This window comes from Indolivaga capnocytophagoides (assembly GCF_036511535.1).
Classification (GTDB): Bacteria; Bacteroidota; Bacteroidia; order Bacteroidales; family Dysgonomonadaceae; genus Dysgonomonas_A; species Dysgonomonas_A capnocytophagoides.
The window spans coordinates 2,287,048-2,313,345 of record NZ_AP028867.1 but is presented as its reverse complement, the minus strand read 5'-3'; the positions used below and the strand labels follow the sequence as shown (position 1 = coordinate 2,313,345).

General features: G+C 39.6%; 23 protein-coding genes. 14 read left to right on the top strand and 9 right to left on the bottom strand.

Translation table 11 applies throughout. From position 1 onward, the window contains the following. Positions 1-16: 16 nt before the first annotated feature. Positions 17-892 carry an endonuclease/exonuclease/phosphatase family protein gene (locus AABJ51_RS09325; RefSeq protein ID WP_338375808.1) on the top strand — a complete coding sequence of 292 codons (876 nt, stop codon included), beginning with the start codon at positions 17-19 and terminating at the stop codon, positions 890-892. A 199-nt stretch (positions 893-1,091) separates the two neighbouring features. Here the strand turns inward: AABJ51_RS09325 and AABJ51_RS09320 are convergent, their stop codons facing one another. Both AABJ51_RS09320 and AABJ51_RS09315 read right to left on the bottom strand, forming a co-directional pair. Beyond that, positions 1,092-2,531 carry a SusD/RagB family nutrient-binding outer membrane lipoprotein gene (locus AABJ51_RS09320; protein ID WP_321577273.1) on the bottom strand — a complete coding sequence of 480 codons (1,440 nt, stop codon included), beginning with the start codon at positions 2,529-2,531 and terminating at the stop codon, positions 1,092-1,094. A gap of 31 nt (positions 2,532-2,562) precedes the next feature. Next, on the bottom strand, positions 2,563-5,751 hold the full coding sequence (locus AABJ51_RS09315; RefSeq protein ID WP_338375805.1) for a SusC/RagA family TonB-linked outer membrane protein: 3,189 nt from the start codon (positions 5,749-5,751) through the stop codon (positions 2,563-2,565). Positions 5,752-6,365: 614 nt separating this feature from the next. On the opposite strand from AABJ51_RS09315, the gene AABJ51_RS09310 reads away from it, so the two are divergent. The 5 genes from AABJ51_RS09310 (at position 6,366) to AABJ51_RS09290 (ending at position 14,411) form a co-directional block, all read left to right on the top strand. After that, on the top strand, positions 6,366-6,830 hold the full coding sequence (locus AABJ51_RS09310; protein WP_338375803.1) for an HYC_CC_PP family protein: 465 nt from the start codon (positions 6,366-6,368) through the stop codon (positions 6,828-6,830). A 168-nt stretch (positions 6,831-6,998) separates the two neighbouring features. After that, on the top strand, positions 6,999-10,823 hold the full coding sequence (locus AABJ51_RS09305; protein WP_338375801.1) for an efflux RND transporter permease subunit: 3,825 nt from the start codon (positions 6,999-7,001) through the stop codon (positions 10,821-10,823). Positions 10,824-10,836: 13 nt separating this feature from the next. Next, positions 10,837-12,306 (top strand): TolC family protein, encoded by a 1,470-nt coding sequence (locus AABJ51_RS09300; RefSeq protein WP_338375799.1) that lies wholly within the window; start codon positions 10,837-10,839, stop codon positions 12,304-12,306. 14 nt (positions 12,307-12,320) lie between these two features. After that, positions 12,321-13,991: an efflux RND transporter periplasmic adaptor subunit gene (locus tag AABJ51_RS09295; RefSeq protein ID WP_338375797.1), complete on the top strand. Its 1,671-nt coding sequence runs from the start codon at positions 12,321-12,323 to the stop codon at positions 13,989-13,991. Between the two features lie 36 nt (positions 13,992-14,027). Continuing rightward, positions 14,028-14,411 (top strand): heavy-metal-associated domain-containing protein, encoded by a 384-nt coding sequence (locus AABJ51_RS09290; protein WP_026625884.1) that lies wholly within the window; start codon positions 14,028-14,030, stop codon positions 14,409-14,411. An 83-nt stretch (positions 14,412-14,494) separates the two neighbouring features. On the opposite strand, the gene AABJ51_RS09285 is transcribed toward AABJ51_RS09290, so the two are convergent. Then, complete coding sequence (locus tag AABJ51_RS09285) at positions 14,495-16,084, bottom strand: glycoside hydrolase family 43 protein (RefSeq protein ID WP_338375794.1); 1,590 nt, start codon at positions 16,082-16,084, stop codon at positions 14,495-14,497. A 328-nt stretch (positions 16,085-16,412) separates the two neighbouring features. On the opposite strand from AABJ51_RS09285, the gene AABJ51_RS09280 reads away from it, so the two are divergent. Then, positions 16,413-16,697, top strand: coding sequence for a YciI family protein (locus AABJ51_RS09280; protein WP_338375792.1), 285 nt, complete (start codon positions 16,413-16,415; stop codon positions 16,695-16,697). Between the two features lie 79 nt (positions 16,698-16,776). Here the strand turns inward: AABJ51_RS09280 and AABJ51_RS09275 are convergent, their stop codons facing one another. Both AABJ51_RS09275 and AABJ51_RS09270 read right to left on the bottom strand, forming a co-directional pair. Further along, the gene (locus tag AABJ51_RS09275; RefSeq protein WP_134436328.1) at positions 16,777-17,520 is read right to left on the bottom strand and encodes a NigD1/NigD2 family lipoprotein; all 744 of its coding nucleotides are present in this window, start codon (positions 17,518-17,520) and stop codon (positions 16,777-16,779) included. A gap of 120 nt (positions 17,521-17,640) precedes the next feature. After that, positions 17,641-17,988: a winged helix-turn-helix transcriptional regulator gene (locus AABJ51_RS09270; protein WP_026625880.1), complete on the bottom strand. Its 348-nt coding sequence runs from the start codon at positions 17,986-17,988 to the stop codon at positions 17,641-17,643. Positions 17,989-18,081: 93 nt separating this feature from the next. Here AABJ51_RS09270 and AABJ51_RS09265 point away from each other — a divergent pair, with 93 nt between their 5' ends. Then, the gene (locus AABJ51_RS09265; protein ID WP_338375786.1) at positions 18,082-18,681 is read left to right on the top strand and encodes a nitroreductase family protein; all 600 of its coding nucleotides are present in this window, start codon (positions 18,082-18,084) and stop codon (positions 18,679-18,681) included. A gap of 11 nt (positions 18,682-18,692) precedes the next feature. On the opposite strand, the gene AABJ51_RS09260 is transcribed toward AABJ51_RS09265, so the two are convergent. Next, positions 18,693-19,634 (bottom strand): helix-turn-helix transcriptional regulator, encoded by a 942-nt coding sequence (locus AABJ51_RS09260; protein WP_338375784.1) that lies wholly within the window; start codon positions 19,632-19,634, stop codon positions 18,693-18,695. A 135-nt stretch (positions 19,635-19,769) separates the two neighbouring features. Next, on the bottom strand, positions 19,770-20,189 hold the full coding sequence (locus AABJ51_RS09255; RefSeq protein WP_338375782.1) for a VOC family protein: 420 nt from the start codon (positions 20,187-20,189) through the stop codon (positions 19,770-19,772). 164 nt (positions 20,190-20,353) lie between these two features. Here AABJ51_RS09255 and AABJ51_RS09250 point away from each other — a divergent pair, with 164 nt between their 5' ends. Beyond that, entirely contained in the window at positions 20,354-20,788 is a 435-nt protein-coding gene (locus AABJ51_RS09250) for a DUF3788 family protein (protein WP_338375780.1), read from the top strand. Positions 20,789-20,791: 3 nt separating this feature from the next. Continuing rightward, a complete protein-coding gene (locus AABJ51_RS09245; protein WP_026625876.1) occupies positions 20,792-21,286 on the top strand; it encodes a 3'-5' exonuclease in 495 nt (164 codons plus the stop codon). Positions 21,287-21,296: 10 nt separating this feature from the next. Here the strand turns inward: AABJ51_RS09245 and AABJ51_RS09240 are convergent, their stop codons facing one another. Further along, entirely contained in the window at positions 21,297-21,821 is a 525-nt protein-coding gene (locus AABJ51_RS09240) for a DUF2867 domain-containing protein (protein ID WP_338375777.1), read from the bottom strand. A 93-nt stretch (positions 21,822-21,914) separates the two neighbouring features. Then, on the bottom strand, positions 21,915-22,925 hold the full coding sequence (gene gap / locus AABJ51_RS09235) for a type I glyceraldehyde-3-phosphate dehydrogenase (RefSeq protein ID WP_338375775.1): 1,011 nt from the start codon (positions 22,923-22,925) through the stop codon (positions 21,915-21,917). Positions 22,926-23,180: 255 nt separating this feature from the next. On the opposite strand from gap, the gene AABJ51_RS09230 reads away from it, so the two are divergent. The 4 genes from AABJ51_RS09230 to AABJ51_RS09215 all read left to right on the top strand — a co-directional run bounded on the left by AABJ51_RS09230 (position 23,181) and on the right by AABJ51_RS09215 (position 26,289). Beyond that, positions 23,181-24,194 carry a GlxA family transcriptional regulator gene (locus AABJ51_RS09230; RefSeq protein ID WP_026625873.1) on the top strand — a complete coding sequence of 338 codons (1,014 nt, stop codon included), beginning with the start codon at positions 23,181-23,183 and terminating at the stop codon, positions 24,192-24,194. A gap of 399 nt (positions 24,195-24,593) precedes the next feature. Continuing rightward, the gene (locus AABJ51_RS09225; RefSeq protein ID WP_338375772.1) at positions 24,594-25,007 is read left to right on the top strand and encodes a terminase small subunit-like protein; all 414 of its coding nucleotides are present in this window, start codon (positions 24,594-24,596) and stop codon (positions 25,005-25,007) included. Then, positions 24,995-25,174 carry a hypothetical protein gene (locus tag AABJ51_RS09220; protein WP_338375770.1) on the top strand — a complete coding sequence of 60 codons (180 nt, stop codon included), beginning with the start codon at positions 24,995-24,997 and terminating at the stop codon, positions 25,172-25,174. The genes AABJ51_RS09225 and AABJ51_RS09220 overlap by 13 nt, the downstream gene beginning before the upstream one ends. 221 nt (positions 25,175-25,395) lie before the next feature. Then, positions 25,396-26,289, top strand: a complete 894-nt coding sequence (locus AABJ51_RS09215) for a DKNYY domain-containing protein (RefSeq protein ID WP_338375768.1) — start codon at positions 25,396-25,398, stop codon at positions 26,287-26,289. Positions 26,290-26,298: the final 9 nt, after the last annotated feature.

Sequence of the window (26,298 nt, the reverse complement as noted above, 5' to 3'; positions counted from 1 at the left end):
TTAATATTAAATAAAAATGAGAACTAAACTAAAATTATATTTTTCGTTTCTTTTATGCGTGATTGTGCTTTCTTCATCGACATTACCTGCTTCAAAAGAGAGTAAAACGAAACATGAGTTAACGATTGCTACTTTCAATTTACGGATGGATACTCCTAATGATGGAAAAGACGCATGGCCCAACCGTAAAGAGATGGTAAAGGGACTCATCAGATTTCATGATTTTGACATATTCGGAACTCAGGAAGGTTTTAAGCATATGTTAGATGGAATTGCAGAGCTTGAAGGATATACATATATCGGAGCAGGGCGTGACGATGGCAAAGATGCCGGAGAGCATTCAGCTATCTTTTATAAAAAAAACCGTTTCAAGCTTTTAAGCAGTGGCAATTTCTGGTTCTCGGAAACTCCCGATGTTCCGGGTAAAGGATGGGATGTGACATGTTGCAACAGGATCTGTTCGTGGGGTAAATTCTATGACGAAACAAGTCGAAAAGAATTTTACTTTTTCAACGTTCATTATGATCATCAGGGAAAGGTTGCCCGTCGTGAATCCTCTAAGCTTTTATTATCTAAAATCAGGCAGATAGCGGGAGAAAAATCGTTGGTTTTTGTAACCGGAGACTTTAATGCTGTACCTACTGATGAACCAATAACTATATTATCGGCTGATGGGTTGTTGAAAGATTCGTATACCATTAGTAAACAGCCTCCATACGGAACAACGGGAACAGCTAATGCTTTCAAAATAGAGGGCGAGAAGAACAGTCGAATTGATTATATCTGGGTAACATCCGGTGTTAATGTTGAAAAATATGGTGTGTTGAATGATATGCAGAACGGACATTTTCCTTCTGACCATTTTCCGGTATTAATAAAAGTGAACTACTAAACTGTCGGTTTATAACCATTTCAATTAAAATATATCCGATTGCAACATTGTTTGTAATCGGATATATTTTAATGATTTGGGGTAATTATATATGGTATTGCCCTTGACAAAAAAGCACAGCTATGATGAAATAGCTGTGCTTTTTAATAAATGGCTGACTTCAGTTTCAGTCAAATCCACATACAAGCATATCATAATATTAATAAACATCAAACCAAAGTTTGGTAGTCAGCAAGTCAACACCCTGATTGGCTATTGCTTTTTTGTAGCTTTCTCCATTAAGAGATTGTTCTGTTGCCGGATAATAATATCTGGATGGTAATTTGCCTTCCAATACACTCGCAGGGCCTGCTGTTAATACGGGATAATCGAGGCGTCTCCATTCTGCAAAAGCATCTAAGCCTTGTCCGAAGAAAGCAATCCATTTTTGTTCACCTATTGATTTTTTATAATTCGAAGCATCATATTTTACTCCCGATTGAGCCAGATAAGCCGCTATAACGTCGGTATCGGTAATTCCGAACTGGTTCAATGAGGCAGTGATAGCTTTTTGGTAATATTCTTCGGCATCTCCGGAAATATATCCTCTTGCTACCGATTCAGCCAATCCGAATAATACCTCGGAGTATGAGAATAATACAGCGGGAGAGACATCTGTCAGGAAAAACGTTCCGGGTTTGGATGTTTTTCCGAATCCCTGATTATTTGCATCGCTATTCGAAAGTCCGTTTGCCGCTCCTACATAAGTTCCAACCGATGTATCGGTAGGAAGTTGTGCATATACAGGCAGGCGAGGATCGGATAATGCCTTCAATCTGTCGACTATACTTTTTGATACACGATAATCATCACGGGTCTCGAAGCGGGCTGCTTGCGGATTCTGCTGAGGCGAACTTGAATATGTAAACTTAAATGTTTCGCTATTACTGCTTATCAGCCCGGCGGCATCATTAACGACACTTGTTATGGTCTCTTTGGCAAGATCACTTTCCCGATCGGCAATACGTAAGGCGATACGTAAGCGTAAGGAATTTACAAACTTTTTCCATTTATCGATACTTCCGCTATATACGACATCCCCTTCGATACTTCCCGATGCTGTGCTCAACAAACCTTGAGCTTCAGATAAATCAGCTAATATGCCTGTATAAACTTCTTTCTGGGTATTGTAGGCAGGAGTTATGCTTTTTCCTGTTTCCTCATAAGGAACATCCCCATAAGCATCTGTAAGTATAAGGTAAGTCCATGAGCGGAGAGCCAGAGCTACCCCTTTATAGTTATTGTTGGCTGTGCCGTCATCCGACAAGCTTATTATTTTATTCAGATCCGCAATAATTGTTGCATAGCCGGTATTCCATAGGGTTGTTACACTGGTACTGGTGTTTGCAAATTCATAGCGGTCGGTTTCTGTATATTGGATCGATGCCCAATGTTGTACAAAAAGCAATGAAGTATTAAATCCTGCATCGGCTCCCCAATATAGGTCGGCGGCATGCTTAAGGCTTCCGGTCAGGAGATATGCTGCATTTGGATTTTCAGTTGCATTCGGATTCTCATTAATTTCGTCCAATTGATCGTTGCACGAACTGAATAATATCAGGGTAAGTGCCAATAGTGATAATATATTTTTTTTAAACATGATCTTCTTTTTTTTTTAAGTGAGGAACTCATCAGAATCTTAGATTCACATTAAAACCATAGGTGCGTGTCGTTGGAAGAGACAAGCTTTCTACTCCTTGACCATTGCCTGTATTGAACGCTGATTCGGGATCGATATTCGGAGCATCTTTATAGATGAAGAATAAATTACGTCCGACAGCAGATACACTGGCTCCTTCCAAACCTATTTTTTTTACCAAACTGCGGGCAAATGTATATGTTACTTTTATTTCTCTGAATTTGATGTAAGATGCCTTATAAGTGAATGCTTCTGAGATATTATAAAGGGATTTGTAATAATCTTCTGCACTTGCGATAGTTGTATTTTTTTGACCATCGGCAGTAACTCCGTTTACTATAATTCCGTCTTCAAATACAGTTTGTCCGTTTGGCGAAATTCCGTCTGGAGCTAGAACTTTGCTGCTTCCATCTACGTAATAGTATAGACCGCCATGATCAGCGTCACGTCCCGGAAGGGTTGATTTCAAAACTCCGGTGTAAACTCCTGTTCTGTTTGTTCCCGAATAAATCTTGCCTCCGATACTTGCATCGATAAGAGCCGAAAGTTCTATGTTCTTATATGTGAAGGTATTGCTTAAGCCTCCTGTCCATTTTGGGGTGTAATGTCCTAATATTTTATTCTGAGAATCTTTTATAGGTAAGCCTTTCGAGTCTACAACTATATTTCCGTCGCCGTCGCGCAGATAAGCACTACCATACAAAGTTCCGTATGCTTGTCCGACAGATGCGAGAACTTGAGTTGTTCCTGAAGATGCAATTTCGAAACTTGTTAATTTGCCTGCATCGTCGAGAATCTTTACTTCACTTTTATTTATCGCATAATTAAGTCCGATATTCCATTTAAAACTTTTTAGGTCTACAGGAACCAGATCTAACTGTATTTCGAGTCCTTTGTTGTTGATTTTTCCGGCATTCAGTATCTGGGTAGTGTATTCGCTTGATGCTGATGTTTTTACCGGTAGTATCTGATTGATACTGTTTGTATTGTATACCGCAACATCTAAATGTACGCGGTTTCCGAATAGACCCAGTTCAGCTCCGAATTCAGTAGATCTTGTTGTCTCCGGTTTTAGATCGGGGTTATTCTTAATCTTGGAAGATGTAAGAATCGGATTTCCGCCGAAATTTGTTTCTATATCATATACAGTAGCCAATTGATAAGGATCTGCATCACTACCTACCTCAGACCATCCTCCACGGATTTTTAAGAAGTCTAATACTGAACTTTTTATATCCAGAGCTTCGCTCAATACTAAACTTGCATTAACAGAAGGGTAAAAATAGGATCTGTTGCTGCGGGGTAGGGTCGAAGACCAGTCGTTACGGGCGGTAAGATTCAAAAAGGCAAATCCTTTGTAGCCTAATTGAGCTGAAGCATACGTACTGTATACCCGTTGTTTTGTATATGAATTTTTGGAGATCAGATCGTCTCTTGAATTTGTAAGTGTATATAAATCAGGTACGGCTAAGCGTGGAGCTTGTTGATAATTGTTCTCATACGTTTTATTTCTGATATTAAATCCGGCTAAAGCGTCCAGATTAAAATCAGCACTAAGCTCTTTTTTATAATTCAATATAGCCTCTGTATTATTCTCATTGATTGTATATCGGTCTTCTGCATAAGACCCGTAAGGAGTACCATTAGTTCCGTATTTGATTTTATATTTGCGGGCATCATTATAATAGTCAGTACCTGTGCGAAATCTGAAATCGAGACCCTCTGCTAAATTTACTTCGGCATGTATATCTCCGATTATCCGGTTTCTGTTTTGTTCTACGGTATTGTAATTGGCTCGCCAGTAAGGATTACTGTAGTAACTGTTGTTCCAGTTATTTGTCCAGTCCTTTTTTAATTCTTTGGTATCAACTTGACGTCCGAACCATAAGAACTGCAACATAACACCCGCAGCCCTGTTACCCGAAGGTCCTCCGGGGAGATTGGGCACATCAGTTACAATGTAGTTGGCTGTTGCTCCGATCTTAATTCGTTTAGTCAACTGGTAATTGGTATTTAACGAAAAGTTGGTCTTTTTGATTTGAGTATTAGGTACTGTACCCTTCTGATCCTGATGGTTTACTCCTAAGCGAAAATCGTACTTTTCGTCCGATCCGGCAATAGAAATACCATTGTCATAGGTAACACCAGTGTCGAAAAAATCTTTCACATTATCAGGATGAGCCACAAAGGGAACAGCTTCTCCGTTCGAAAAGAATTGGGGTATCAACCGTCCATCCATCTTTGGTCCCCAACTTTCATCCACACCATCATTTACACCGCCGCCTTTACCGTCGACATAACTGAATTTTCCACTGGCACCTTGTCCGAATACATCCTGAAATTTAGGTAAAGTAGTCACCCTGGAAAAGCTGATACCCGAGTTAATGGTTACACCCAGACCTTTTTTACCTTTACCTGACTTAGTCGTGATAAGTACTACCCCATGTGCTGCACGTGATCCATAAAGGGCAGCGGCATTAGGACCTTTCAAAACGCTCATTGATTCTATATCAGAAGGGTTCAGGTCGGCTATGGCATTTCTAAAGTCACGAGTTGCTCCACCTACCGAAAGCTGCGAGTTATCTACAGGAATACCGTCGACGATAAATAATGGATCATTACGACCAGCGATAGAAGTTTCACCTCTGATTACAATACGTGATGAACCCATATCTCCCTGAGAATTGGTAATACGTACACCGGCCAGTTTTCCGGATAATCCGTTCAACAGGTTCGTTTCTTTATTACCCTCCAAGGCATCACTCTTAATCTCCTGAGTTGTATATCCCAGTGATTTTTTTTCACGGTTTATACCTAAGGCTGTTACTACAACCTCATTCAATACATTTACATTATCAGACAGAGTTATATCGAGTGGTTCTGCTGCATCATATACATCTACCTCTTGAGTACGGTATCCAAGAAAAGTGAAAACCAAAGTAACAGGAAGATTGTCTGTGATTTTTAAAGAGAAGTTTCCGTCAATATCTGTTGCTGTATTTGTTTTAGATGAAGATTTCACTATAACAGAAACTCCCGGCAATGGTTGTTTCTGACGGTCTACGACAACTCCCTTTATAATATTCTGGGAGAAAACTGCCAGGGGCAGTATGAATAGGATAAGGGTGAAGAACGCCCTGTACGCTATTCTGAATAGCGAATCAATAGTTATTTTCAGCATAATTATATAAGTGATTTTACTTGAACTAAATGGAGTTAATTTATTTTTTATTGAGAAAAAGATGGCAAAGCTTCAATATCGGACGATAATCACATGCACATTCGCATATTAGAGGAAGAAAGAATCAACTGACAATTTTTTAAATCTATTATTTCAAACGTGTCCTGATTGCCAAAAGGCAAATACGGGAGAATTTCTTTAACAAGAAAATAGGCTTTTTTACTTAATGCAAATTTCATAATTATAACCTTAATGTGTACGACTGTTCAAGGTCTCAGACCTGTTCGTTTACTATACAAAATCATTAAACACTAGCTGTTACTTAATATTCCTGTTTTGGATGTTTTAACTACAATGCAAAATAATCTAAAATTTAGAAACGAATACATACCGTACATATGGTATATTTAATGCCAGCCGTTTTGAAGAAGGAAGTATGGATGTGTAATGAGGTTTTGTCTGGACAGCTCAACAGAAGATTATCGAACTGTTTATTGCCATGCGTATTACTTTTCTAATCATTGTTCAACATGCTTACTTTAAGTATTTTTGTTATTTAATGTATAAAAAAAATACATACCTTTGAGGCATCTGAAGTATATAGGCTTAAGTTTATGAGACGGATTATATCAATATTTCTTTTACTGACAATGCTTGTTATGGGAGCACATCCTGTATTGGCTATGCATTTTTGTGAAGGTAAATTGTTTTCTGTCAATTTGACTGATACCCAACAGGGGCATTCATGCTGTGGAAGTATGTCCAAGATGACAGAAGAAGACTGTGATAATAAATTACAAGCAAAGAAAGACATATCTTCAGTGTTTTCTTCAAATAAAGCAGGTTGCTGCAATTTCAGGCAAGTAAGGTTATCTACTGATGACTTTAATAACCAGCAGCACCAGTTTAACCTGAATAATATACAGCTGTCTTTTGACAATGTATGGATGGTTTTATATTCAGTTCTGAATTATTCCGGATCAGATTATTCGGTTACAACTCAACACATTTTTCCTCCCGGAGGTTTGAACAAGTTAAATATAGACTTGCTCACCTATATTTGCATCTATCGTATTTGATTTATTAGGCTAGGCTCTGGTAATATAGTTTATCAGTAAAAGTATTTAGGCTTTGACAGAACAGCTATTGTCGTTGTTTTGTTAAAGTTATATCTACTTCGCATATCCGTTTATGTTTGAGACATAAACATGAAATGAATTAACAAAATATTAAAAATACGACCAACTATGCTAAACAAAATTATTAAGTATTTTCTGAACAACAGGCTGATAACAATGCTATTGCTCGTTATTCTGATTGTTTGGGGATTATCAACAGCACCTTTCAACTGGCATGGAGGATTATTGCCTCGTGATCCGGTTCCGGTAGATGCGATACCGGATATAGGAGAAAATCAGCAGATCGTTGCCACCGAATGGATGGGACGTTCGCCTAAAGATATTCAGGATCAGATAACTTATCCTCTGACAACTTCTTTATTGGGTATCCCCGGTGTGAAGACTATTCGTAGTACTTCCATGTTCGGAATGTCTTTCATCTATATCATATTCGATGATAATGTTGAATTTTATTGGAGCCGTTCCCGTATTCTTGAGAAATTAAACTCTTTGCCTGCCGGAACACTTCCCGAAGGTGTTCAGCCCACTTTAGGACCTGATGCAACTGCTTTAGGTCAGATATTCTGGTATACATTGGAAGGGCGTAATCCAGAAACCGGACAACCGACAGGAGGATGGGATCCCGATGAATTGAGAACTATACAGGATTTCTATGCAAAATATTCCATATCATCTGCCGAAGGTGTTTCAGAAGTAGCATCCATCGGAGGATATGTTAAAGAATATCAGGTTGAAGTAAATCCCAATTCGATGCGAGCCTATAATGTATCCATTATGGATGTGATGAATGCTATCCAGAAAAGTAATCTGGATATAGGCGCGGAAACTGTAGAGATAAATAAGGCCGAGTATCTGGTGAGAGGATTGGGATATATCAAGAAAGTTTCCGATCTGGAAGAAGCTGTAGTCACTGTCCGAAACGGAGTGCCTGTTAAAGTTAAAGATGTAGCTTTTGTCAATTTAGGACCTGCTACCCGTAGAGGTGGTTTGGATAAAGAAGGAGTCGAAGCTGTAGGGGGTGTTGTGGTTGCCCGTTATGGTTCTAATCCGATGCAGGTCATACAAAATGTAAAAGATAAGATTAAAGAGATGGAAGCAGGTCTTCCACAGAAAACATTGGCTGACGGTACAGTTTCTAAGGTAACGGTAGTCCCTTTTTACGACAGGTCGGGGTTGATACAGGAAACAATAGGTACGCTTGAAACGGCTCTGTCTCATGAAGTCCTTATTTGTATTATTGTAGTTATTGTACTTGTATTTAATTTGAGGGCTTCGGTTGTAATATCGAGCATATTACCCATTGCTGTACTTATGACGTTTATTCTGATGCGCTATCTGGGTATCGAGGCCAATATTGTAGCTTTGTCAGGTATTGCGATAGCTATCGGGGTAATGGTAGATGTCGGTGTCGTATTTGTTGAGAATATTATCCGGCATATGGAGGAAGAATCCAATAAAGGTGTAACGAAAGGAAAAGCATTTATAGATCTTATATATAGAAGTGTAAGTGAGGTTTCGGGAGCACTGTCTACAGCAATGCTTACTACCATCATCAGTTTTCTTCCTGTATTTGCGATGGAAGCCCAAGAAGGTAAATTATTCAAACCTCTGGCTTATACGAAAACCTTTGCCCTATTATCGGCTTTCTTGCTTGGTATAGCTATGCTGCCGACATTGGCATATTATATTTTCTCATTCAAGATAAGTTCTAAACTTATTCGTAAAGCTGCGAATATAGCCCTTGTCGTGGGTGGAATAGTCCTGTTTATTCTGACTGGTATTGTGCCTGTTATAGGACTCAGCCTATTCGGATTGAACAATTTATTTGCCTATAAATGGAAGAATGATAAAATCCCGACTTACCTCAATGTCGGAATAGCTATTCTGATAGCAATATATTATCTGACTATAGAATGGTTGCCGGTTGGTACTCAGGAAGGTATTCCCATTAATTTTATTTTTGTTGTTCTGGCTATTGCTGTTATACTCGGTATGCTGTGGGTATTGGTGCTTTATTATGAACGGATTTTACGATGGTGTCTTGCACATCGTTGGAAATTTATGATGATACCTGTTGTTACTGTTTTCTTTGGTTTGATTATCTGGATGGGATTTGATAAGACTTTCGGATTTGTAGCCAATGGATTTGAGGCTATAGGATGGAAAACATTCAGACAAACCGGTTTTTGGCAGGCTTCAAGCAACAGATTTCCGGGTATCGGAGAAGAATTTATGCCCAGTTTGAATGAAGGCTCTTTCCTTTTGATGCCTACAAGTATGCCTCATGCCGGTATAGAGCAGAACCTTAGTTATATAGAAACGCTTGATAAACGTATTTCAGGTATTCCTGAAGTTGAAATTACTGTCGGTAAATGGGGACGTGTTAATTCGGCTCTTGACCCTGCACCGACTCAAATGTTTGAAAATACAATAAATTACCGTTCGGAATATATTCTGGATCAAAATGGGCATCGACAACGGTTCAAAGTAAACAGAAAGGGTGAATTCTTGCTTGCTAATGGCTCAACTTACAATCCCAAAAACGGATTCAGGCTTATTCCTGCGGATAGTCTTGTTATCGATAAAAACGGCGATTATTTCCGCCAATGGCGTCCTCAGATAAAGAAGACGGATGATATCTGGCAGGAAATTGTGAATGTATCACATATGCCCGGGCTTACTTCTTCTCCTAAATTACAGCCTATAGAAGCCCGTCTGGTAATGTTATCGACCGGAATGAGAGCGCCGATGGGTATAAAAGTATCAGGACCTGATCTCGAGTCTATAGAGAAAGGAGGTAAAGCTTTGGAAACGGCGTTGAAAGATGTACCATCGATACTTCCTTCCACTGTATTTTACGATCGTGCGGTGGGTGCTCCATATATTGAAATCAAACTGAACCGGGAGAATATGGCTCGGTATGGTATTACTGTTGCCGATCTTCAGGAAGTGATCGGAGCGGCTGTGGGTGGTATGCCTTTGACAACTACGGTAGAGGGACGTGAGCGTTTTCCTGTCAGACTGAGGTATCCCCGTGAACTGAGAGAAAACCCCGAAGAACTGTCCCGGCTTATTATTCCCACTGCCACAGGTGCACAGATACCTCTTAGCGAAGTGGCCGACATAGAGTATACCAAAGGTGCGCAAATGATACAAAGTGAAAATACTTTCTTGTTGGGGTATGTTATTTTTGATAAAGTTGCAGGTAAGGCCGAAGTTGAGGTCGTAAAAGAAGCAGATAAGTTATTGAAAGAAAAGATTGCTTCGGGTGAAGTGCAGCTTCCCAAAGGAGTTTCCTATAAGTTTGCGGGAAATTATGAACAGCAGGAACGTGCTGCAAATCGTTTGCTTATTGTAATTCCATTGAGTTTGCTGGCTATTCTGCTAATCCTTTATTTCCAATTTAAAACGGTTACAGCATCGCTGATTCACTTTTCGGGTGTTATAGTCGCTTTTGCCGGAGGATTTATTCTGCTCTGGTTGTATGGTGAGCCTTGGTTTATGAATTTTTCGGTAGGAGGAAATAATCTGAGAGATATGTTCCAGATGCATCCCATTAATCTGAGTATAGCTGTATGGGTCGGTTTCATAGCTTTATTTGGTATAGCTACTAATGATGGTGTACTGATGGGGACTTATATACATGATACCTTTCTCGAAAGAAATCCTCATACTAAGGATGAAATCAGAGAAGCTGTTGTACATGCCGGATTAAGGAGGGTGCGCCCCGCAGCTATGACTACAGCCACTGCGTTGATTGCTTTACTGCCTGTGCTTACATCTACCGGAAAAGGAGCTGATATAATGGTGCCTATGGCCATTCCTACATTCGGAGGGATGCTTATCCAGTCTATGACTATGTTTGTCGTTCCCGTATTCCAGTGTTGGTGGAGAGAATCGGTTATCAAGAAACATGGAAGTATTAAAGAATAAAAAAACGAAGGTTATGAAATATATCAGATTCAAATACTTAACAGTATTACTTATAATGGTCATATCCGTTGCCAGTGCATTCGGGCAGGCGACAGATTCATTGAACTATTATCTGCAAATCGGAGCACAAAATAATCCCGGAGTGAAGGCCGACTTTTTGGCGTATAAAGCATCCTTGCAGAAAATACCGCAGGCAGGGGCTTATCAGGATCCTAATCTTGAGATGGGTTTCTTTCTCGAACCTATGGATATTATAGGCGGAAAGCAGGTTGCCGAATTTAAGCTGATGCAGATGTTTCCTTGGTTCGGAACAAAAAAAGCTGCACAAACGGAGGCTGCTCATATGGCCAGAATGTCTTTCGAAAAATTCAGGGAAACAAGAGATAATCTTTATCTGGATATTTATACACAGTGGTATATCTTATGCAGTCTCCAGCAGCAACTGAATAATAATCGGGAGAACCGAGCTTTGCTGACTCAACTTGAAGAGTTGGCTATTCGTAAATTCTCATCACCTGTATCTGGTTCATCATCGGGGTATTCGCTTTCATCACCGATATCATCCACTGCCAATAATGTTTCAGGTGTGTCCGGAGGTAGTATGTCGGGAATGTCCTCGATGGGAGGAAGCGGTAATGTCTCCGCAAAATCTTCTTCGCAGGGTATGTCGTCTATGGGTGGAGGTTCGGCAGGAATGTCTTCCTCTTCTCCGGGTATGTCGGACGTATTGCGCGTTCAATTGGAAATAGTGGAAATAGATAATAATATAGCCAGTTTGCAGTCGGAGATAAAAGCCGAAAAAGCGAAGTTTAATACTTTGTTGAATCGGGATGTCGAAACCGAAGTTGAGATTCCCGAATCGTTTAAGCAAACTCCTTATCTTTTCGATGGAGAGTCTGTAATGGCTAAAATTGAAAACCAGAATCCGATGCTTGGCATGATAACCGAGGAGGGGCTGGCTTACAAAGCAAAAGGAGAGATGGACAAAAAAATGAGTTACCCGATGTTCGGGATAGGAGTACAGTATATGCTTAATAAAAAGACGGATGAGTCTATGCTTGCGATGGGTGATATGAATGGTAAAGATATGATCATGCCGATGGTATCTGTCAGTATTCCCCTGTACCGAAGCAAATACAAAGCTCAGCAAAGGGAGAGTAAATTGTGGTGGCAGTCGAGCCGTGAAAAATACGATAACACCCGCAATGCTTTGGAAGCTGAATTGTATAAGACTAAACATTTATTGGACGATGCAGGCCGTAAGGTAGATTTGTATAAAAAGCAGGAAGAGCTAGCCAAAACAACGTACAATCTGATTGTGCAGGAGTTTGTTTCGGGAAAAAGCGATCTTACCAATGTGATACAGGTACAAAGGCAGCTCCTCGACTATAAGTTGAAAGGAGCCGAGTCGATAGCAAGCTATAATACAATGGTCGCTTCTATTGAGAAATTAATTTCATCGAAAAAAGATACAGAACAATAAAATAACTACATATTATGGATACGAATAAAATAAAGGAAGTGTTCAGAAATAATTATATAAGATACGGGCTTATCCTCTTAGTTGGAATTCTCTTAGGATGGCTGATTTTTTCGGGAGGTTCTGAGGACATGCAGGCTGCAGATCATTCGGAACATAGCCATGAGGCGACTACCGCCGAAAATGGAAAGCAAATATGGACATGCGCAATGCACCCACAGATAAAAATGGATAAACCGGGTAAATGCCCTATCTGCGGAATGGATTTGATTCCGTTGAAGACCACGGGATCGGAAGATACAGCTGTTGATCCGGATGCCATACAAATGTCGAAAGAGGCGGTAGCCTTGGCGAATATACAAACGACTGTAGTTAGTAAACAAAATCCGGTGAAAGAAGTGAGACTCTATGGAACAGTACAGGCTGACGAACGTTTATCTCAATCTCAGACTTCTCATGTCAACGGGCGTATAGAAAAGCTGTTTGTGAATTTTACCGGAGAAAGCGTGCATCAGGGACAGACTATTGCCACTATTTATTCGCCGGAGTTATTGAGTGCCCAGCAGGAATTACTTGAGGCGGCGAAAATGCAGTCTGTCCAGCCTGTATTATTACAGGCGGCAAGGGAAAAGCTCAGGCTATGGAAACTTACCGATGACCAGATTTCGAGGATAGAGCATTCGGGAAATGTTTCGCCCTATGTGGATATAAAAGCAACCACAAGTGGTGTTGTCGTAGGTAAGAAAGTAAGTCAGGGAGATTATGTTAATCAGGGAAATGTATTGTTTGACGTTGCCAACTTTTCGAGAGTATGGGTTATGTTTGATGCTTACGAGTCGGATCTTCCTTTCTTAAAGGTAGGGGATAAACTTGAATATACACTTCAGGCATTACCCGGAAAAACATTGTCTGGAAATATTGCTTTTATTAATCCTATATTAGATCCGGTGACACGTACAGTCAAGGTACGTATCGAAACTGCTAATCCCGGTATGCAGTTAAAACCTGAGATGTATGCCAATGCTGTTATTAAATCGCCGCTAAAGCAATATAATAATCAGATCGTGATACCTAAGTCTGCCGTTTTGTGGACGGGTAAACGTTCTATTGTTTATGTAAAGCAGCCTGGAACAGAGACCCCTGCATTTATGTTGAGGCAGATAGAATTAGGGCCATCTTTGGGTGATTCTTATGTGGTTGTTGCAGGGATAAATGACGGGGATGAAATTGTTACCAACGGGGTGTTCTCTATTGATGCAAGTGCTCAGTTAGAGGGTAAGCGCAGTATGATGAATGAAGAATCATCCCGTCCGGTAACAGGGCATGAAGGGCATAATATGAATGCCGGCGGAATGAAGATGGATGAACATGCACATCATGAGATGTCGTCGATGTCGGGTGGTATGTCTTCAAAAGCATCAGAGAAATCAACTCATACGATGATTTTGGTGCAGGGGAAATGCGAGATATGCAAAGACCATATAGAGAAGGCTGCAAAGTCGGTGAAAGGTGTATCTTCTGCTAATTGGGATCAGAAAACCAAGCAATTGCATCTGAATTTTGATCCTGCTCAGACTTCAGTTGATGCTATAAGCAAAGCTGTGGCTAAAGCCGGACACGATACTGATAAATATAAGGCAGATAATGCAACATATAATGCGCTGCCATCTTGTTGTAAATACAGATAATAATAACTTTATAAGAATGTTTAAATTAAGACGAAAATGAAAAAGATTTTTATTGTAACAATGATTTTAGGAACTTTCCTGTTTGCCGCATGCGGTCAGGGAAAAACAGAAAAACAAGCTGAACAGGAAACCGCTTCAATGGAAACCGCAAAAGGGGAAGAACATGCTATGCTGGGGGTACAAGGCAAGTGCGAAATGTGTCAAGAACGTATAGAAACTGCAGCTAAAAGTGTGAAAGGAGTTTCTATGGCACATTGGGATGTGGATAAAAAGGAACTTCATCTGAATTTCGATCCTGCCCAGACTTCGGTTGATGCTATCAGTAAGGCTATTGCTAAAGCCGGACATGATACAGACAAAGATAAAGCGGATCAGGCAGCGTATGATGCTTTGCCTGACTGCTGTAAATATCGGTCATGATGTATTGGATGTGGTAAAAGTAAAGGCTTAATCTGTCAGATTAAGCCTTTGCCATGTTAGTTAAATCGAGAGACAATTCTTTGTTATAAACGGTAGTCAAACCAATCGAAATAAGCTTTGGCTTTGCTTGATTTACCGTTGGATGAAGTATATAACCCGATCATTACTCCCGTAAATCCTCCTGCGACCTCAGTACTTAGATAACGGGTATCTAACCGACCGAGTTCTTTTTCTTTTGAACTTTTCGGGTCTGATATATAAAAGGAGTATTGAGAAGGGGTACCTGTTATTTTCATCTGTATCTGATTACCTGATACTTTTTCTTCGGCTGCAATGTATGATTGAGAGCCAAGGCGGACACGTAACTGAACAATAAACTCTTTGCCGGACTTCTTCAATATAAAATCATAATGATGTGTATTATTTTGTATCAGAGTCATTCCTGCTTCTTCATTATCTGTCGACGAATCCAACATTAGCAGGGTAGAAGCCGTGAAATCGTGTTCGGTCTGTCTTCTGCAAATCATAGATACAGATTCTGTTTGATCTAAAGTATAAGGTGACGAACTGATCCTTAAGTACCCTTTCTTTTCCGTCAATGAATAGTTGTCTTTTATGGGATTTCTGAGGTACTGCCATTCAAACCCGAGTTTGTCTCCGTTGAAATCAGTTCTTTCAGGTGCTTTTTCGACCGGAAAGAGCGGCAATGTCGGAACTTCCATATTTAGAGAAACAGTTCCGTTTCCGTTTACCTGCGGCCATCCGTTTTTAGGCCAGTCCACAGGAGCCAGAAATGTCTCCCGTCCTAAGATATGATAATATGCCCATTGGTGAGTCACTCGAAAACCAAGAAAGACCATCCACCACGATCCGTCTTTGGCTTGAACAAGGTCGGCGTGTCCGACACCCTGTATGGGGTTCGACTGCCCTTTTCTGTTGGCATGTGTGAGTATCGGATTCAGCGGACATGATTCGTAAGGACCGTAAATATTTTTGCTGCGTCCTATTGTAGCACTGTGCATATATTCCGTACCACCTTCGCCTAATAAGAGATAATAATATCCATCTTTTTTATAAATGTGGGGAGCTTCGGGAAAACGTCCTCCTATACCGCCCCAAACAAGAGTTTCGGGTCCTATGACTTTTCCTGTTTTGATATCTATTTCGGTTACACGGATGCCTTCATCTCCTTGTGTCACAAAATAAGATTTTTCATTTTCATCCCAAAAGATGTCGGGATCGATACTTTTTATGTCTACCCAGATCGGTTCGCTCCAAGGACCGGCAGGGTCTGTGGCTGTACAATAGAAATTGCCGCCTGCCGAAACATTCGTACAAATGACATAAAATAGACCATCGTGATACCGCAGTGATGGAGCAAACAATCCTCCCGATGAGGGCACCTGATGCAACGGAAGTTGAGAATCACGGGTCAGGCAATGACCTATTTGTTTCCAGTTTATGAGGTCTTTACTCTGATAAATAGGTAATCCCGGAAAATATTCGAAGGAAGAGGTTACCAGATAGAAATTATCGCCTACTCTGCACACACTCGGATCGGGATTAAACCCCGGTATCACGGGATTTTTGTATCCGCTTTGTCCGTGTAATGAACCCGAAAAACAGCATATTGTTATAATGCTCATCAGCAGAATGATTTTACATAATCTCATTTGTGTTTCTTTTAAGTTAATAATATAATGTTATGTTTTATTATCAATGCCTTATCTTGGTGAAGATATCTCCGAAAGACAAACTTACACAAATAAAGTGATAATTTTATCCTCTCATTGTTGTTGCTGGTGGTATGTCTTTCGAATATAAAATTTATTGTGAAAAAGGAATTTTATGGTGATTATAAGTGTTTTATTATCTGGTGTTTATGGGTAGTTGTTGCTTTTGTTGTCTTTAAGTTTTATGATATGAAATTATAATACTAAGTTTGATAGAGAATAGGAGAGTAAAGTCTTCCTTTGCATTTATCTTTAAAACTTAACTGTTATGTTTATTTTTACTTTGACTTATAAGAAACCGTTGTCGGAAGTTGAAAAATATTTGGAGGAACATTGTGTCTATTTAGACCTGAACTATAAAGCCGGAAATTTTATCGCTTCGGGGAGGAGAGAACCTCGTACCGGAGGTGTTATTATTTGTAAAGCCGAAACCAAAGATGAGGCTTTGGATATAATGAAAGCCGACCCGTTTTATATCAATGAGATTGCTGAATACGATGTTATCGAGTTTATACCTTCGAAATATGCGGATGGTTTTGAACAGTTTATCTGATTTCAGAAAGTACAGGTGTTGATCTAAAATAAAAAAGGAAACCATCTGGTTTCCTTTTCTTATGTGAAGTAATGTGCAATTATTTTAACTTTAACACGCTGCGTTGAGCAGTTATAGATGCTTTAGCAGGCGTTGTTGATTTTCTTGTACAATAGTTAAACTCAGTCGATTTGTCTCCACTGAATGATTTCCATTTCAGTTTTAGCTTTACAGTTTTTCCTTTCGTATCAGGAAGGGTGTTCAGGTTGAAAGCCACTAAACCGTCTCCTTCAACCCCGTAAGTATCGCCATACGCATTGTGTCTGAATTCGACTTCGTAAGGATTCTCCGGATTTGAAGTGGTTATTAGGTTGACTAAATGAGATTTACTGTAGTTTCCGTACACTGTTCTGAAACGGAGGGTCAGATAGCCGTCTTCTGCGATTGTCACCCAGTCGTTAATTATTTCCACCGGATCGGTGCCATATATGCTGTCATTTTTAGTTGCGCCCAAATCGGGAGCAATAGGTTTAGTAAGTATACTGTCTATCCAATTGATATAAACAGCCTTGCTGTAGCCTTCTTTCTGATCGTTTGTTTCGCTGTAGTTGACAAGGGCTCTGGTCTCTTTGTTTCCGAAAGGAAGAGATTTCATATTTGTAGGCAATAGTGTTGTACTGTCATCTAACTGCAGAAAGAATGAGTTGTCATTGATCGGCTTTACAGTCACCAATGCGTTGGGATAACGGAGATCCCAGTTATTATCATCATCCAGACAAGATTGAAAGGTCATGGAAATGTATGTGACACTCATGATCATTAAAATAAATCGAAACGTCTTCATAGTTCTAATATCTAGTGTGTTTATTAATTATACTACTTATTTCTAAGATGAATAAAGTTTAATAAAAGTTGCACTGTTGTATGATAAAATATATTAAAATAGAATAAGTTAAATTTACTTTTATCCTTCGATAGTTACTTTACTGTGTATATCAGCTGCTTTCTTTCCCCACTCTGATATAGCATACAAAAGGGGGATGAGGGTTTTACCGAATTCGGATAGTTCATAATCGACTTTCAGCGGAGGTTTGCTGGTGTGTACCGTTCTTATTATCAGACCGTCTTCTTCCAGTTCTTTTAATTGGAGACTAAGAGTACGTTCGGTTACCATTGGTATGTCTTTTCTTAATTCGCTGTATCGTTTTTTTTCGATAAGATGAATTAATATCACAGTTTTCCACTTGCCTCCTATGTATCTCATAGCCAGACTCGTGCTGCATGGGAATTCTTTGTTGTCGATGCAATACATTATACTATCATTTTTGACCGTTCTTGCAAAGATAAAATACTATACTTATGTTTGCAACTATAAATAGTATAGTTTAATTAAAAATTATCAGATATGAACTTTTTAGATTTATCAAAGAGCCGCTACACAACGAAAAAGTATAATCCGGAATTGAAAATTTCGGAAGAAAAGATTCAACAATTAAAAGAAATACTAAGGCTTAGTCCTTCGTCCATAGACAGTCAGCCTTGGAAATTCACATTCGTTTCCGACAAAGCCCTGAAAGCAAAATATGCGGAAGTATCTTTTTTTAATGAACACAAGGTAAAAGACGCCAGCCATTTGGTGATATTCAGTGTGATAGATGATATCTCGAAATTTGAAACGCAGATAGAAGAAAACCTTCCGGAAGGATCTGTCGGTTATTATAACAAGAATCTGAAACCTCAGCCCGAAAGTGCTGTTAAATCATGGATGGCACATCAGGTATATCTTTCTTTGGGATTTTTCCTTGCAGCTTGTGCTTCTATGGATATAGATTCTACTCCGATGGAGGGGATTGATATAGACGGATATACCAAAATTTTAGATGAATCCGATTATAAACCGTTATTTGCAGTTGCTATCGGATACAGGAATCCTGAAGATAGCAACCAGCCATCAATAACACCAAAATCACGCTTGAATATTGATCGAGTGGTCGAATCTCGTTGATATGTAAGAGGTTATTGCGATTCGTAATGCCTTTGTATGATTTGGGCTGCAATGGTCTTTAATTCTTCAGGGTAAGTGATCAGGGCTATGTCCATGTATGATAAGTACCAGCGAGCCAACCGCTCTAATGAGAAAGTCATGAAATGCAATTCGGTTATCTTTTCTTTCTGAGTTTCAGATACCAGACCTTGATAGTATTTGCTGTCATCGATATGAGGCAGGTCATCAGTCTTGACACAGATGACCGCTTTGTGTAAATCGGTCTGATCTTTGAGGTCTTTTAAGAATGAATCCAAAGGAGGATGTTCTTTTTTTATCGGGAGCCCTGTCGGTTTGATCGATTTAATCCGATTTACTTTAAATGTTCTGTAATCGAGTCTTTCATTGCAAAAAGCTATAAAATACCAATTGGCCATCGAAAAGAATATTCCGATAGGGTCGACTATCCGCACCGTTTCTTCGTGTTTGCTGTGGGAGAGGTAGCTGAGTTCTATTTTTTCATGTTTTGAGATGCTGTCCAGTAACAGTTGCAATCGGTCTTGGGACGACAGGTATAGGGGTGTATTGAAATCGAGATGCCCGATTTTATCATCTATCGAGCTGATAGTTTCCTTTTCGGACAGACGCATTACTGCTCTGATCTTGCTGACACCCGATTGATAGCCTTTGCGTAATCCAGCATCTGTGAATTTATCGACAAGCCTTTCGGCCGCTAAAAATGCGAAAGCTTCTTCCTGTGTAAACATCAATGGGGGAAGTTTAAATCCGTCTACGAGTGAATAGCCCGAACGGGAGTCTCCAGCAATCGGGATTCCGGCTTCTTCCAATGCTTTGATATCCCGGTACATTGTACGGATGCCTATCCCGAAGCGTTGGGTAATCTGCTTGGGTTTTACTCCGACGGATGATTGCAGCATAACGAGTATTGCCGATAATCGGTCTATTCTGTTCATAAGTAGATATTTGAGACAAATATAAATATAAGATTCGGCAGAAAGCAAGGTCTCAGACCTTTTTATTACTTGTTAGTAAACAAGATAAATACTTTCTGCCCGATCTTAAGGTTTCAAATTTTTTTATAATCTTGCTTATGCAGAATAACCTTCGTCAGTAACCATAATAAGCCACGGTATACCGTATTTGTCGGTGATTTCTCCTATACCATCGCAGAAAAAAGTTTTTTCGAAAGGCATGGTAACCGTTCCGTTTTGAGCGAAAATGTCGAAAACCCTTTTACATTCGCTAACTTCCTGAAATACCAGAACCAGCTTGTTATTATTGCCGGCGATCACTTCCTGATCCGAATTGGCATCTTCTCCTGCAAGCTCGAAATGAGGGGTTTTGATAACCATATGAGAGATTCGATCTTTATCAGCATCGGCCACAATGGCGCCTTCTTCGTCTTTTTTATGGAAAACAAAATCTATCTTTCCATTCAGAGTTGTACTGTAAAATGTCAATGCCTCTTTGCATGTTCCCGGAAATACCAAGTGAATTTTTAGTTTCATACCTTTTTTGTTTTTATGTATTTATATAATTAACGAGAGCAAATGTAGGGTGGGGTAGTGACAACCCTATGTCGCGGTTTTTCGGAAAAAGAAGATTTGTTGATCTGATTCCTTGTCTTTACATTTGTACTTGTTGCGGATGTGTAATTTAAACCTTAGATCGTATGTCACCGGAAAAAGCGTTACAGTTGTTCAGGGACGAAAAGATTGAGCCCGTATTGCCTGTTTTAGAGGCTGTTTTGAGTAAAGAACTTTATGGAGTTTATCTTCATTTGATGGAAATAACCCAATTCCATTTGGATTTGCAGCCCGAATGGAGGTATTACAAAGATGGCAAAGCTTGGCTGTGTAAGTTTGTCTATAAGAAAAAGACTATTTTGTGGCTATCGCTCTGGGAAACATATATAAAGGTGGGTTTTTATTTTACAGAAAAGACCCGTGATGGTATTTTTAATTTGAGTATTGATGAGTCTTTAAAAGCAGATTTTGGAAATACAACTCCTATCGGAAAATTGATCCCTTTGATTCTGGATATCCGTAAGGATGAACAACTTTCGAATTTTAGGGTAATTATAGAATATAAGAAAAGTTTAAAATAGTTTATGTTACGTGATTTTGCAGCCATAGATTTCGAAACGGCCAACGAACAGATGTGCAGTATTTGCAGTGTGGGAGTTGTAGTTGTGAAAGATGGGCATATTTCGGATCGTTTTTATCGTTTGATACAACCCGAACCCAATTATTATAAATACGGGAACAGTATGGTACATGGGTTGACCTACGAAGATACAAAAGATGAAGCTGTATTTTCGAAAGTTTGGACAGAAGTGCAACCCCTTATCGAAGGTTTGCCCCTTGTCGCGCACAATAAAGGTTTTGATGAGTCGTGCCTGAAGGCGGCATTCAGAACTTACGGAATGGATTATCCCGATTATCGTTTTTATTGTACATTAGCTGCATCCCGCCGTTTGTTGAAGTATCTACCCAACCATCAATTGCAGACGGTTGCTGCCGACTGCGGATACATACTCACCAACCATCATCATGCATTAGCTGACGCTGAGGCTTGCGCCGAGATTGCCTTGCAGCTTTTATAATACACTTGCCCTATTTTTTCCTGATCTGCTCTATTATATTTTCTAACAAACCTTTTACTATTAGCTTGTGAAAGGGCTTTATCGGGAGAAAATAAGCTTTCCCCAATAAGTTATTGAATCTTACGACCGTTGTTATGCTTATTCTTTTATTATCGGGATTGGTATCAGGATCTAACAATAAAGACACTTTGAAATTGAGGTGTTTATCATTCTCTCCTAAAATGATTTCATTATCCGTCTTATCGAATATTTTGAAGATGCCTTGTTGGCTGCCCGGTTCATAATTTTCAGATTGTTGAGGTAGAGTGTCTTCGGACGTTTTGAGTCCAAATGGTTTTACTATTTTGTCTCTTAGGCTCATTAGCCATCCTGCCCAACCAGGCCCGCATGTTATAAATAGTTTCATGATTTCGTTAATGCCATACTCGTTGTCCGTATCCGAAAAACATGTAGAAAAAGAATCTATATAATTGAAAGGTTCATTTTGTTTTCTGAGAATAGAAGAATCCGGAATAGTCGATTTCTGGGTGATCATTTTGCTTGAGTTTACAGGTTGTTTGTAAAGATACAAAAAGGGGACTATATTTTGTTTATATAATCCCCTATTGGTTAAGAGCAAAATAGTCTTTTATCCGTTTATCCGTTTCATGGTAGCAATGGAATCAAGAACTTTACAAGAGAATCCCCATTCGTTATCGTACCATGCGACTACTTTTACAAAAGTAGGACTGATCTGTATTCCTGCTTTTTCGTCGAAGATGGCGGTATTGGAGTTTCCTATCATATCAGATGATACCACATCGTCGGCAGTATAGGCGAGATAACCTTTTAGCGAACCTTCGGATGCTTCTTTCATTGCTTTACAGATTTCGGCATAAGTAGTTTCCTTTGACAGGCGGGCTGTCAGGTCAACTACTGACACATCGAGAGTTGGTACTCTGAATGACATTCCGGTTACTTTTCCATTCAATTCAGGTATGACTTTACCTACGGCTTTTGCGGCTCCTGTTGTTGATGGAATAATATTTCCGGATGCGGCACGTCCTCCACGCCAGTCTTTCATGGATGGTCCGTCTACCGTTTTCTGTGTTGCGGTTGTAGAGTGAATGGTACTCATCAGAGCTTCTTCTATCCCGAATTTATCATTCAGAACTTTAGCTACTAATGCCAGACAGTTGGTTGTACATGATGCGTTGGAAATGATTTGAGTTCCTTCTGTATATTTATCATCATTTACACCCGGAACAAACATCGGTGTGTCGTCTTTAGATGGACCTGACATAACTACATATTTAGCTCCAGCTGCAATATGTCCCTGCGCTTTTTCTTTTGTAAGGAATAAGCCTGTTGATTCGACAATATATTCGGCTTCTATTTCATTCCATTTCAGGTTTGCCGGATCTTTTTCTGCTGTAATACGTATTTCGTTGCCATTAACTATCAGTTTACCGTCTTTGGTGCTGATCTCTCCTGTAAACTGTCCGTGAATACTATCGTATTTTAACATGTATGCGATATATTCTACATCGAGCAAATCATTTATTCCTACTATTTGTATATCGTTCCTGCTTTGAGCAGCACGAAATACTAAACGTCCGATACGTCCAAAACCATTAATACCTACTTTAATTGCTTTCATAATGAATTGGTTTTTAGATTAAACATCTTAAGGTCTCAGACCTTTTTTATTATTTTGGTAAGTATAAAAGCCATAGTCTGTTATAAACTTTAAATATGTCATTAAATACTTGCTGTTACTTAATTTTCTTTTGCTCAACAAAGGTATATTATATAATTATTGTCTGAAATGACAAAAAATATGCAATTTCTGCCAATTGTGCTTATGTCCTAAAATTTAATATATATATATTTAAGTGTTGAAATAGAAAAGATTATGGATAGGAGAATAGAAACTAAGCATATTGTAATACTCGTTCCTGCGGGTTCTACATTATTAACAACAGTCGGGCCTCTGGAAGTGTTCGCTAAGTCTATCGAACAATTTGATATTGTACGTAAGAAAGTGAATTTCAGATATGAAACTCATGTAGTGTCGATGGGACAGGAAAAAATGATTGAATCTTCTTCGGGATTATCCATTCTGAGTGAGGGCAGTTATGAGGAAATCGACTATCCTGTAGATACCCTTATAGTCACAGGATTGGCTCGATATATGGGAGACGAATCGAAAGAAAAGATGATCGAATGGCTGAGGCTTAAGTCGGGTTCTATACGCCGGATCTGTTCGGTTTGTTCGGGTGCGTTTGTTCTTGCGGAGACCGGACTGCTTAATGGTAAAAAAGCTACAGCCCACTGGTCAAAGAATGAAGAATTGAGCCTGATGTATCCTGAGATAGATGTGCAAATAGCCCGTATTTTTATCAAAGACGGAAAAATGTACACTGCCGCGGGTATTACTTCAGGTATGGATTTGGCTTTGGCTTTAATTGAAGAGGATCTGGGACAGGCATTTGCATTGCATGTTGCCCGTTGGCTGGTTCTGTTCTTGAAGCGTCCGGGCAATCAGTCACAATTCAATACTTATATGGATTGTAAAAAGATCGGAAATCCTGCTATCCGCCGGGTTTGTGAATGGATATTGGAACATTTGCGGGAAGACCTCGTTGTTGAGGATCTGGCTGAATATGCAGCCATGAGTCCTCGCAATTTTGCCCGTGTTTTTGTTCGTGAGCTGCGAATAACTCCTGCGAAATATATAAATCGCCTTAGAGTAGATAATGCTTGTCAGCATTTGATCGAAACACAAATGTCTCTGGATGAAATTGCCGATTGTTGCGGATTGAAAACAGCGGAGAATCTTCGCCGCCAGTTTCTCAGCCTGTTGGAAATAAGTCCAGCACAGTATCGCAAGAATTTTCAATCATCGTGGTGTGATCTTGCCGTGTAAGGTTGTAGGCTGACGCACGATTTCGCTTTCGCCACCCAACAAAAGGGTATGTGTCCCCGTCAGGCTTCGATATCGGCGGAAGATTGGGATCCCGATATATGAATAAGATATTAAAATACAGCTAGATATCATCGATAATCAAATTTATTTGTCTTAGCTTTCGAGGAACTAGGTGGTAGCTGTTAATAAAAGGGTCTGTGACCGTCGGGATGAAGACGCAGTCTTGATCTTTTGTTTCGTTTTGCATCAAGGCAAAATGAAAAACAAAGCCGGGAGGGTGAGTTAGGAAATAGCGAAACCTGAAAGTATAATCTTAAAGAATATTTTTTTACGGATTTCAAATGAGATACCAGCCTGTTTTCTGAAATTTTATCTATAAGGAAAAAACACTTTATAATTATGGCAAAATACACAGAACAACTAGGCAAGAAAATAGCAGGCGCAATAGAACAGGATGAATATACATTGGGTGAAATCTGCGCGATGTACAGCATCAGCCGTAAAACATTCTATCAGTGGGTACGCAAATATTCCGACTTCAAGGAAATGATAGATGATGCCCGTGCAGGTCGTGACGAAAGGTTGGCTCAAAAAGCCCGAAAAATCCTTAAACAAAGATTAGAGCATGGCTATACCGTAACTATAACCCGTTATAAATATGCCGTAGACGATTGTGGTGAAATATATCTGACCGGAAAAACGGTAACCATGAAAGAATATTCAGCAGACGAAAAGACCTTGAAAATGGCGATGGCTAAAGAGGGAGAAATAGAAGAGAAGGTAGAAAACATTCGTGTACCGTGGAAATCATAGTACAGAATCAAGAGGCAGCCGATCAACTTCAATTCTTACAAGATAATGGCAGCGGTAATTACACGGAAGAAGAAATGACAGAAAGACGAAAAGCACTCAAAGTCAAGTCTGATTCCCCGGAGGCGGAGACAGACTTTGATGCTTACGATCCCACACTCGACAGGTGATGAGTCAATATACTAATGCATTAATGAGAGAATAAAGTAACAATAAAAAGTACAAGTTAAGGGTAACTTTTGTTACCTTTTAAGGATAAGATATTATATTTGAGTTTAAGTTAAGCAGCATACATAAATGAACGTATTTAATGACGTATTTTCAAGTAATAACAGATTGTTGCTTTAATCAATAAATAGGTTTTGACCTTAAAAATTTAAATAAGCATATTATGGGAAAGATAGTATCCTTTTATATTTCCGGATTATTATTGATCATGCCATGCGTATTGTCGGCTAATACAGGTAATGTGGTAAAGACAGAGATGCAGCAGCCTGAACGGGTCATACATGGTGCAACCGTTTTGGGTGGTGGCTATGCTAAAGATGGAGCCCGTGTATATTATAAAGGAAAGGAATTGAAAGATGCTTCTGCTTCTTCGTTTGTGTATCTGGGTGATGGCTATGCCAAAGACTCGTGGCGGGTATTTTATCGGGGATGGCAGGTCGAGAATGCTTCATCATCATCTTTTCAATGTATGGAGGACGGTTATGCCAAAGACTCATGGAGAACGTATTACCGGGGAGAGGTTTATGATAAAAGTTCATCGGTGAAACCGTTGGGCGGCGGATATAGTAAAGATTCATGGACTGTCTTCTATCGGGGACAGAAGGTTGAAGAGGCTTCGGCATCGTCATTTGAGTATCTGGATGATGGCTATGGTAAAGATCCTTGGAGCGTTTTCTATAAGGGGAGGAAAATTAGTGATGCTTCATCATCTTCTTTTCAGTGCATGCGTGACGGTTATGCCAAAGATGCCTGGAATACCTTTTATCGGGGTGAAAAAGTAGATGGTTCATCATCGTCTTCAACCAAAAATCTGGGAGGCAATTATACAAAGGATACCTGGACTGTCTTCTATAAAGGGCAAAAGATAGAGGATGCTTCTTCATCTTCTTTCGAATACCTTGGCGGCGGCTACGCCAAGGATACCTGGAGAGTATATTATAGGGGAATGGAAGTCAAAGGGGCTTCGTCTTCGTCATTCCAATACATGAGGGACGGTTACGCCAAAGATACCTGGAATGTCTATTTCGAAGGACGGATTTCCTCAGATCGATTCTAAGGTCTCAGA

Coding starts and splice junctions, on each gene's coding strand:
- AABJ51_RS09305 (WP_338375801.1), top strand. CDS start 6,999: ATGCTAAACAAAATTATTAAGTATTTTCTGAACAACAGGCTGATAACA.
- AABJ51_RS09250 (WP_338375780.1), top strand. CDS start 20,354: ATGTCACCGGAAAAAGCGTTACAGTTGTTCAGGGACGAAAAGATTGAG.
- AABJ51_RS09245 (WP_026625876.1), top strand. CDS start 20,792: ATGTTACGTGATTTTGCAGCCATAGATTTCGAAACGGCCAACGAACAG.
- AABJ51_RS09265 (WP_338375786.1), top strand. CDS start 18,082: ATGAACTTTTTAGATTTATCAAAGAGCCGCTACACAACGAAAAAGTAT.
- AABJ51_RS09240 (WP_338375777.1), bottom strand. CDS start 21,821: ATGATCACCCAGAAATCGACTATTCCGGATTCTTCTATTCTCAGAAAA.
- AABJ51_RS09300 (WP_338375799.1), top strand. CDS start 10,837: ATGAAATATATCAGATTCAAATACTTAACAGTATTACTTATAATGGTC.
- AABJ51_RS09225 (WP_338375772.1), top strand. CDS start 24,594: ATGGCAAAATACACAGAACAACTAGGCAAGAAAATAGCAGGCGCAATA.
- AABJ51_RS09310 (WP_338375803.1), top strand. CDS start 6,366: ATGAGACGGATTATATCAATATTTCTTTTACTGACAATGCTTGTTATG.
- AABJ51_RS09315 (WP_338375805.1), bottom strand. CDS start 5,751: ATGCTGAAAATAACTATTGATTCGCTATTCAGAATAGCGTACAGGGCG.
- AABJ51_RS09270 (WP_026625880.1), bottom strand. CDS start 17,988: ATGTATTGCATCGACAACAAAGAATTCCCATGCAGCACGAGTCTGGCT.
- AABJ51_RS09230 (WP_026625873.1), top strand. CDS start 23,181: ATGGATAGGAGAATAGAAACTAAGCATATTGTAATACTCGTTCCTGCG.
- AABJ51_RS09325 (WP_338375808.1), top strand. CDS start 17: ATGAGAACTAAACTAAAATTATATTTTTCGTTTCTTTTATGCGTGATT.
- AABJ51_RS09255 (WP_338375782.1), bottom strand. CDS start 20,189: ATGAAACTAAAAATTCACTTGGTATTTCCGGGAACATGCAAAGAGGCA.
- gap (WP_338375775.1), bottom strand. CDS start 22,925: ATGAAAGCAATTAAAGTAGGTATTAATGGTTTTGGACGTATCGGACGT.
- AABJ51_RS09290 (WP_026625884.1), top strand. CDS start 14,028: ATGAAAAAGATTTTTATTGTAACAATGATTTTAGGAACTTTCCTGTTT.
- AABJ51_RS09215 (WP_338375768.1), top strand. CDS start 25,396: ATGGGAAAGATAGTATCCTTTTATATTTCCGGATTATTATTGATCATG.
- AABJ51_RS09260 (WP_338375784.1), bottom strand. CDS start 19,634: ATGAACAGAATAGACCGATTATCGGCAATACTCGTTATGCTGCAATCA.
- AABJ51_RS09280 (WP_338375792.1), top strand. CDS start 16,413: ATGTTTATTTTTACTTTGACTTATAAGAAACCGTTGTCGGAAGTTGAA.
- AABJ51_RS09275 (WP_134436328.1), bottom strand. CDS start 17,520: ATGAAGACGTTTCGATTTATTTTAATGATCATGAGTGTCACATACATT.
- AABJ51_RS09295 (WP_338375797.1), top strand. CDS start 12,321: ATGGATACGAATAAAATAAAGGAAGTGTTCAGAAATAATTATATAAGA.
- AABJ51_RS09285 (WP_338375794.1), bottom strand. CDS start 16,084: ATGAGATTATGTAAAATCATTCTGCTGATGAGCATTATAACAATATGC.
- AABJ51_RS09320 (WP_321577273.1), bottom strand. CDS start 2,531: ATGTTTAAAAAAAATATATTATCACTATTGGCACTTACCCTGATATTA.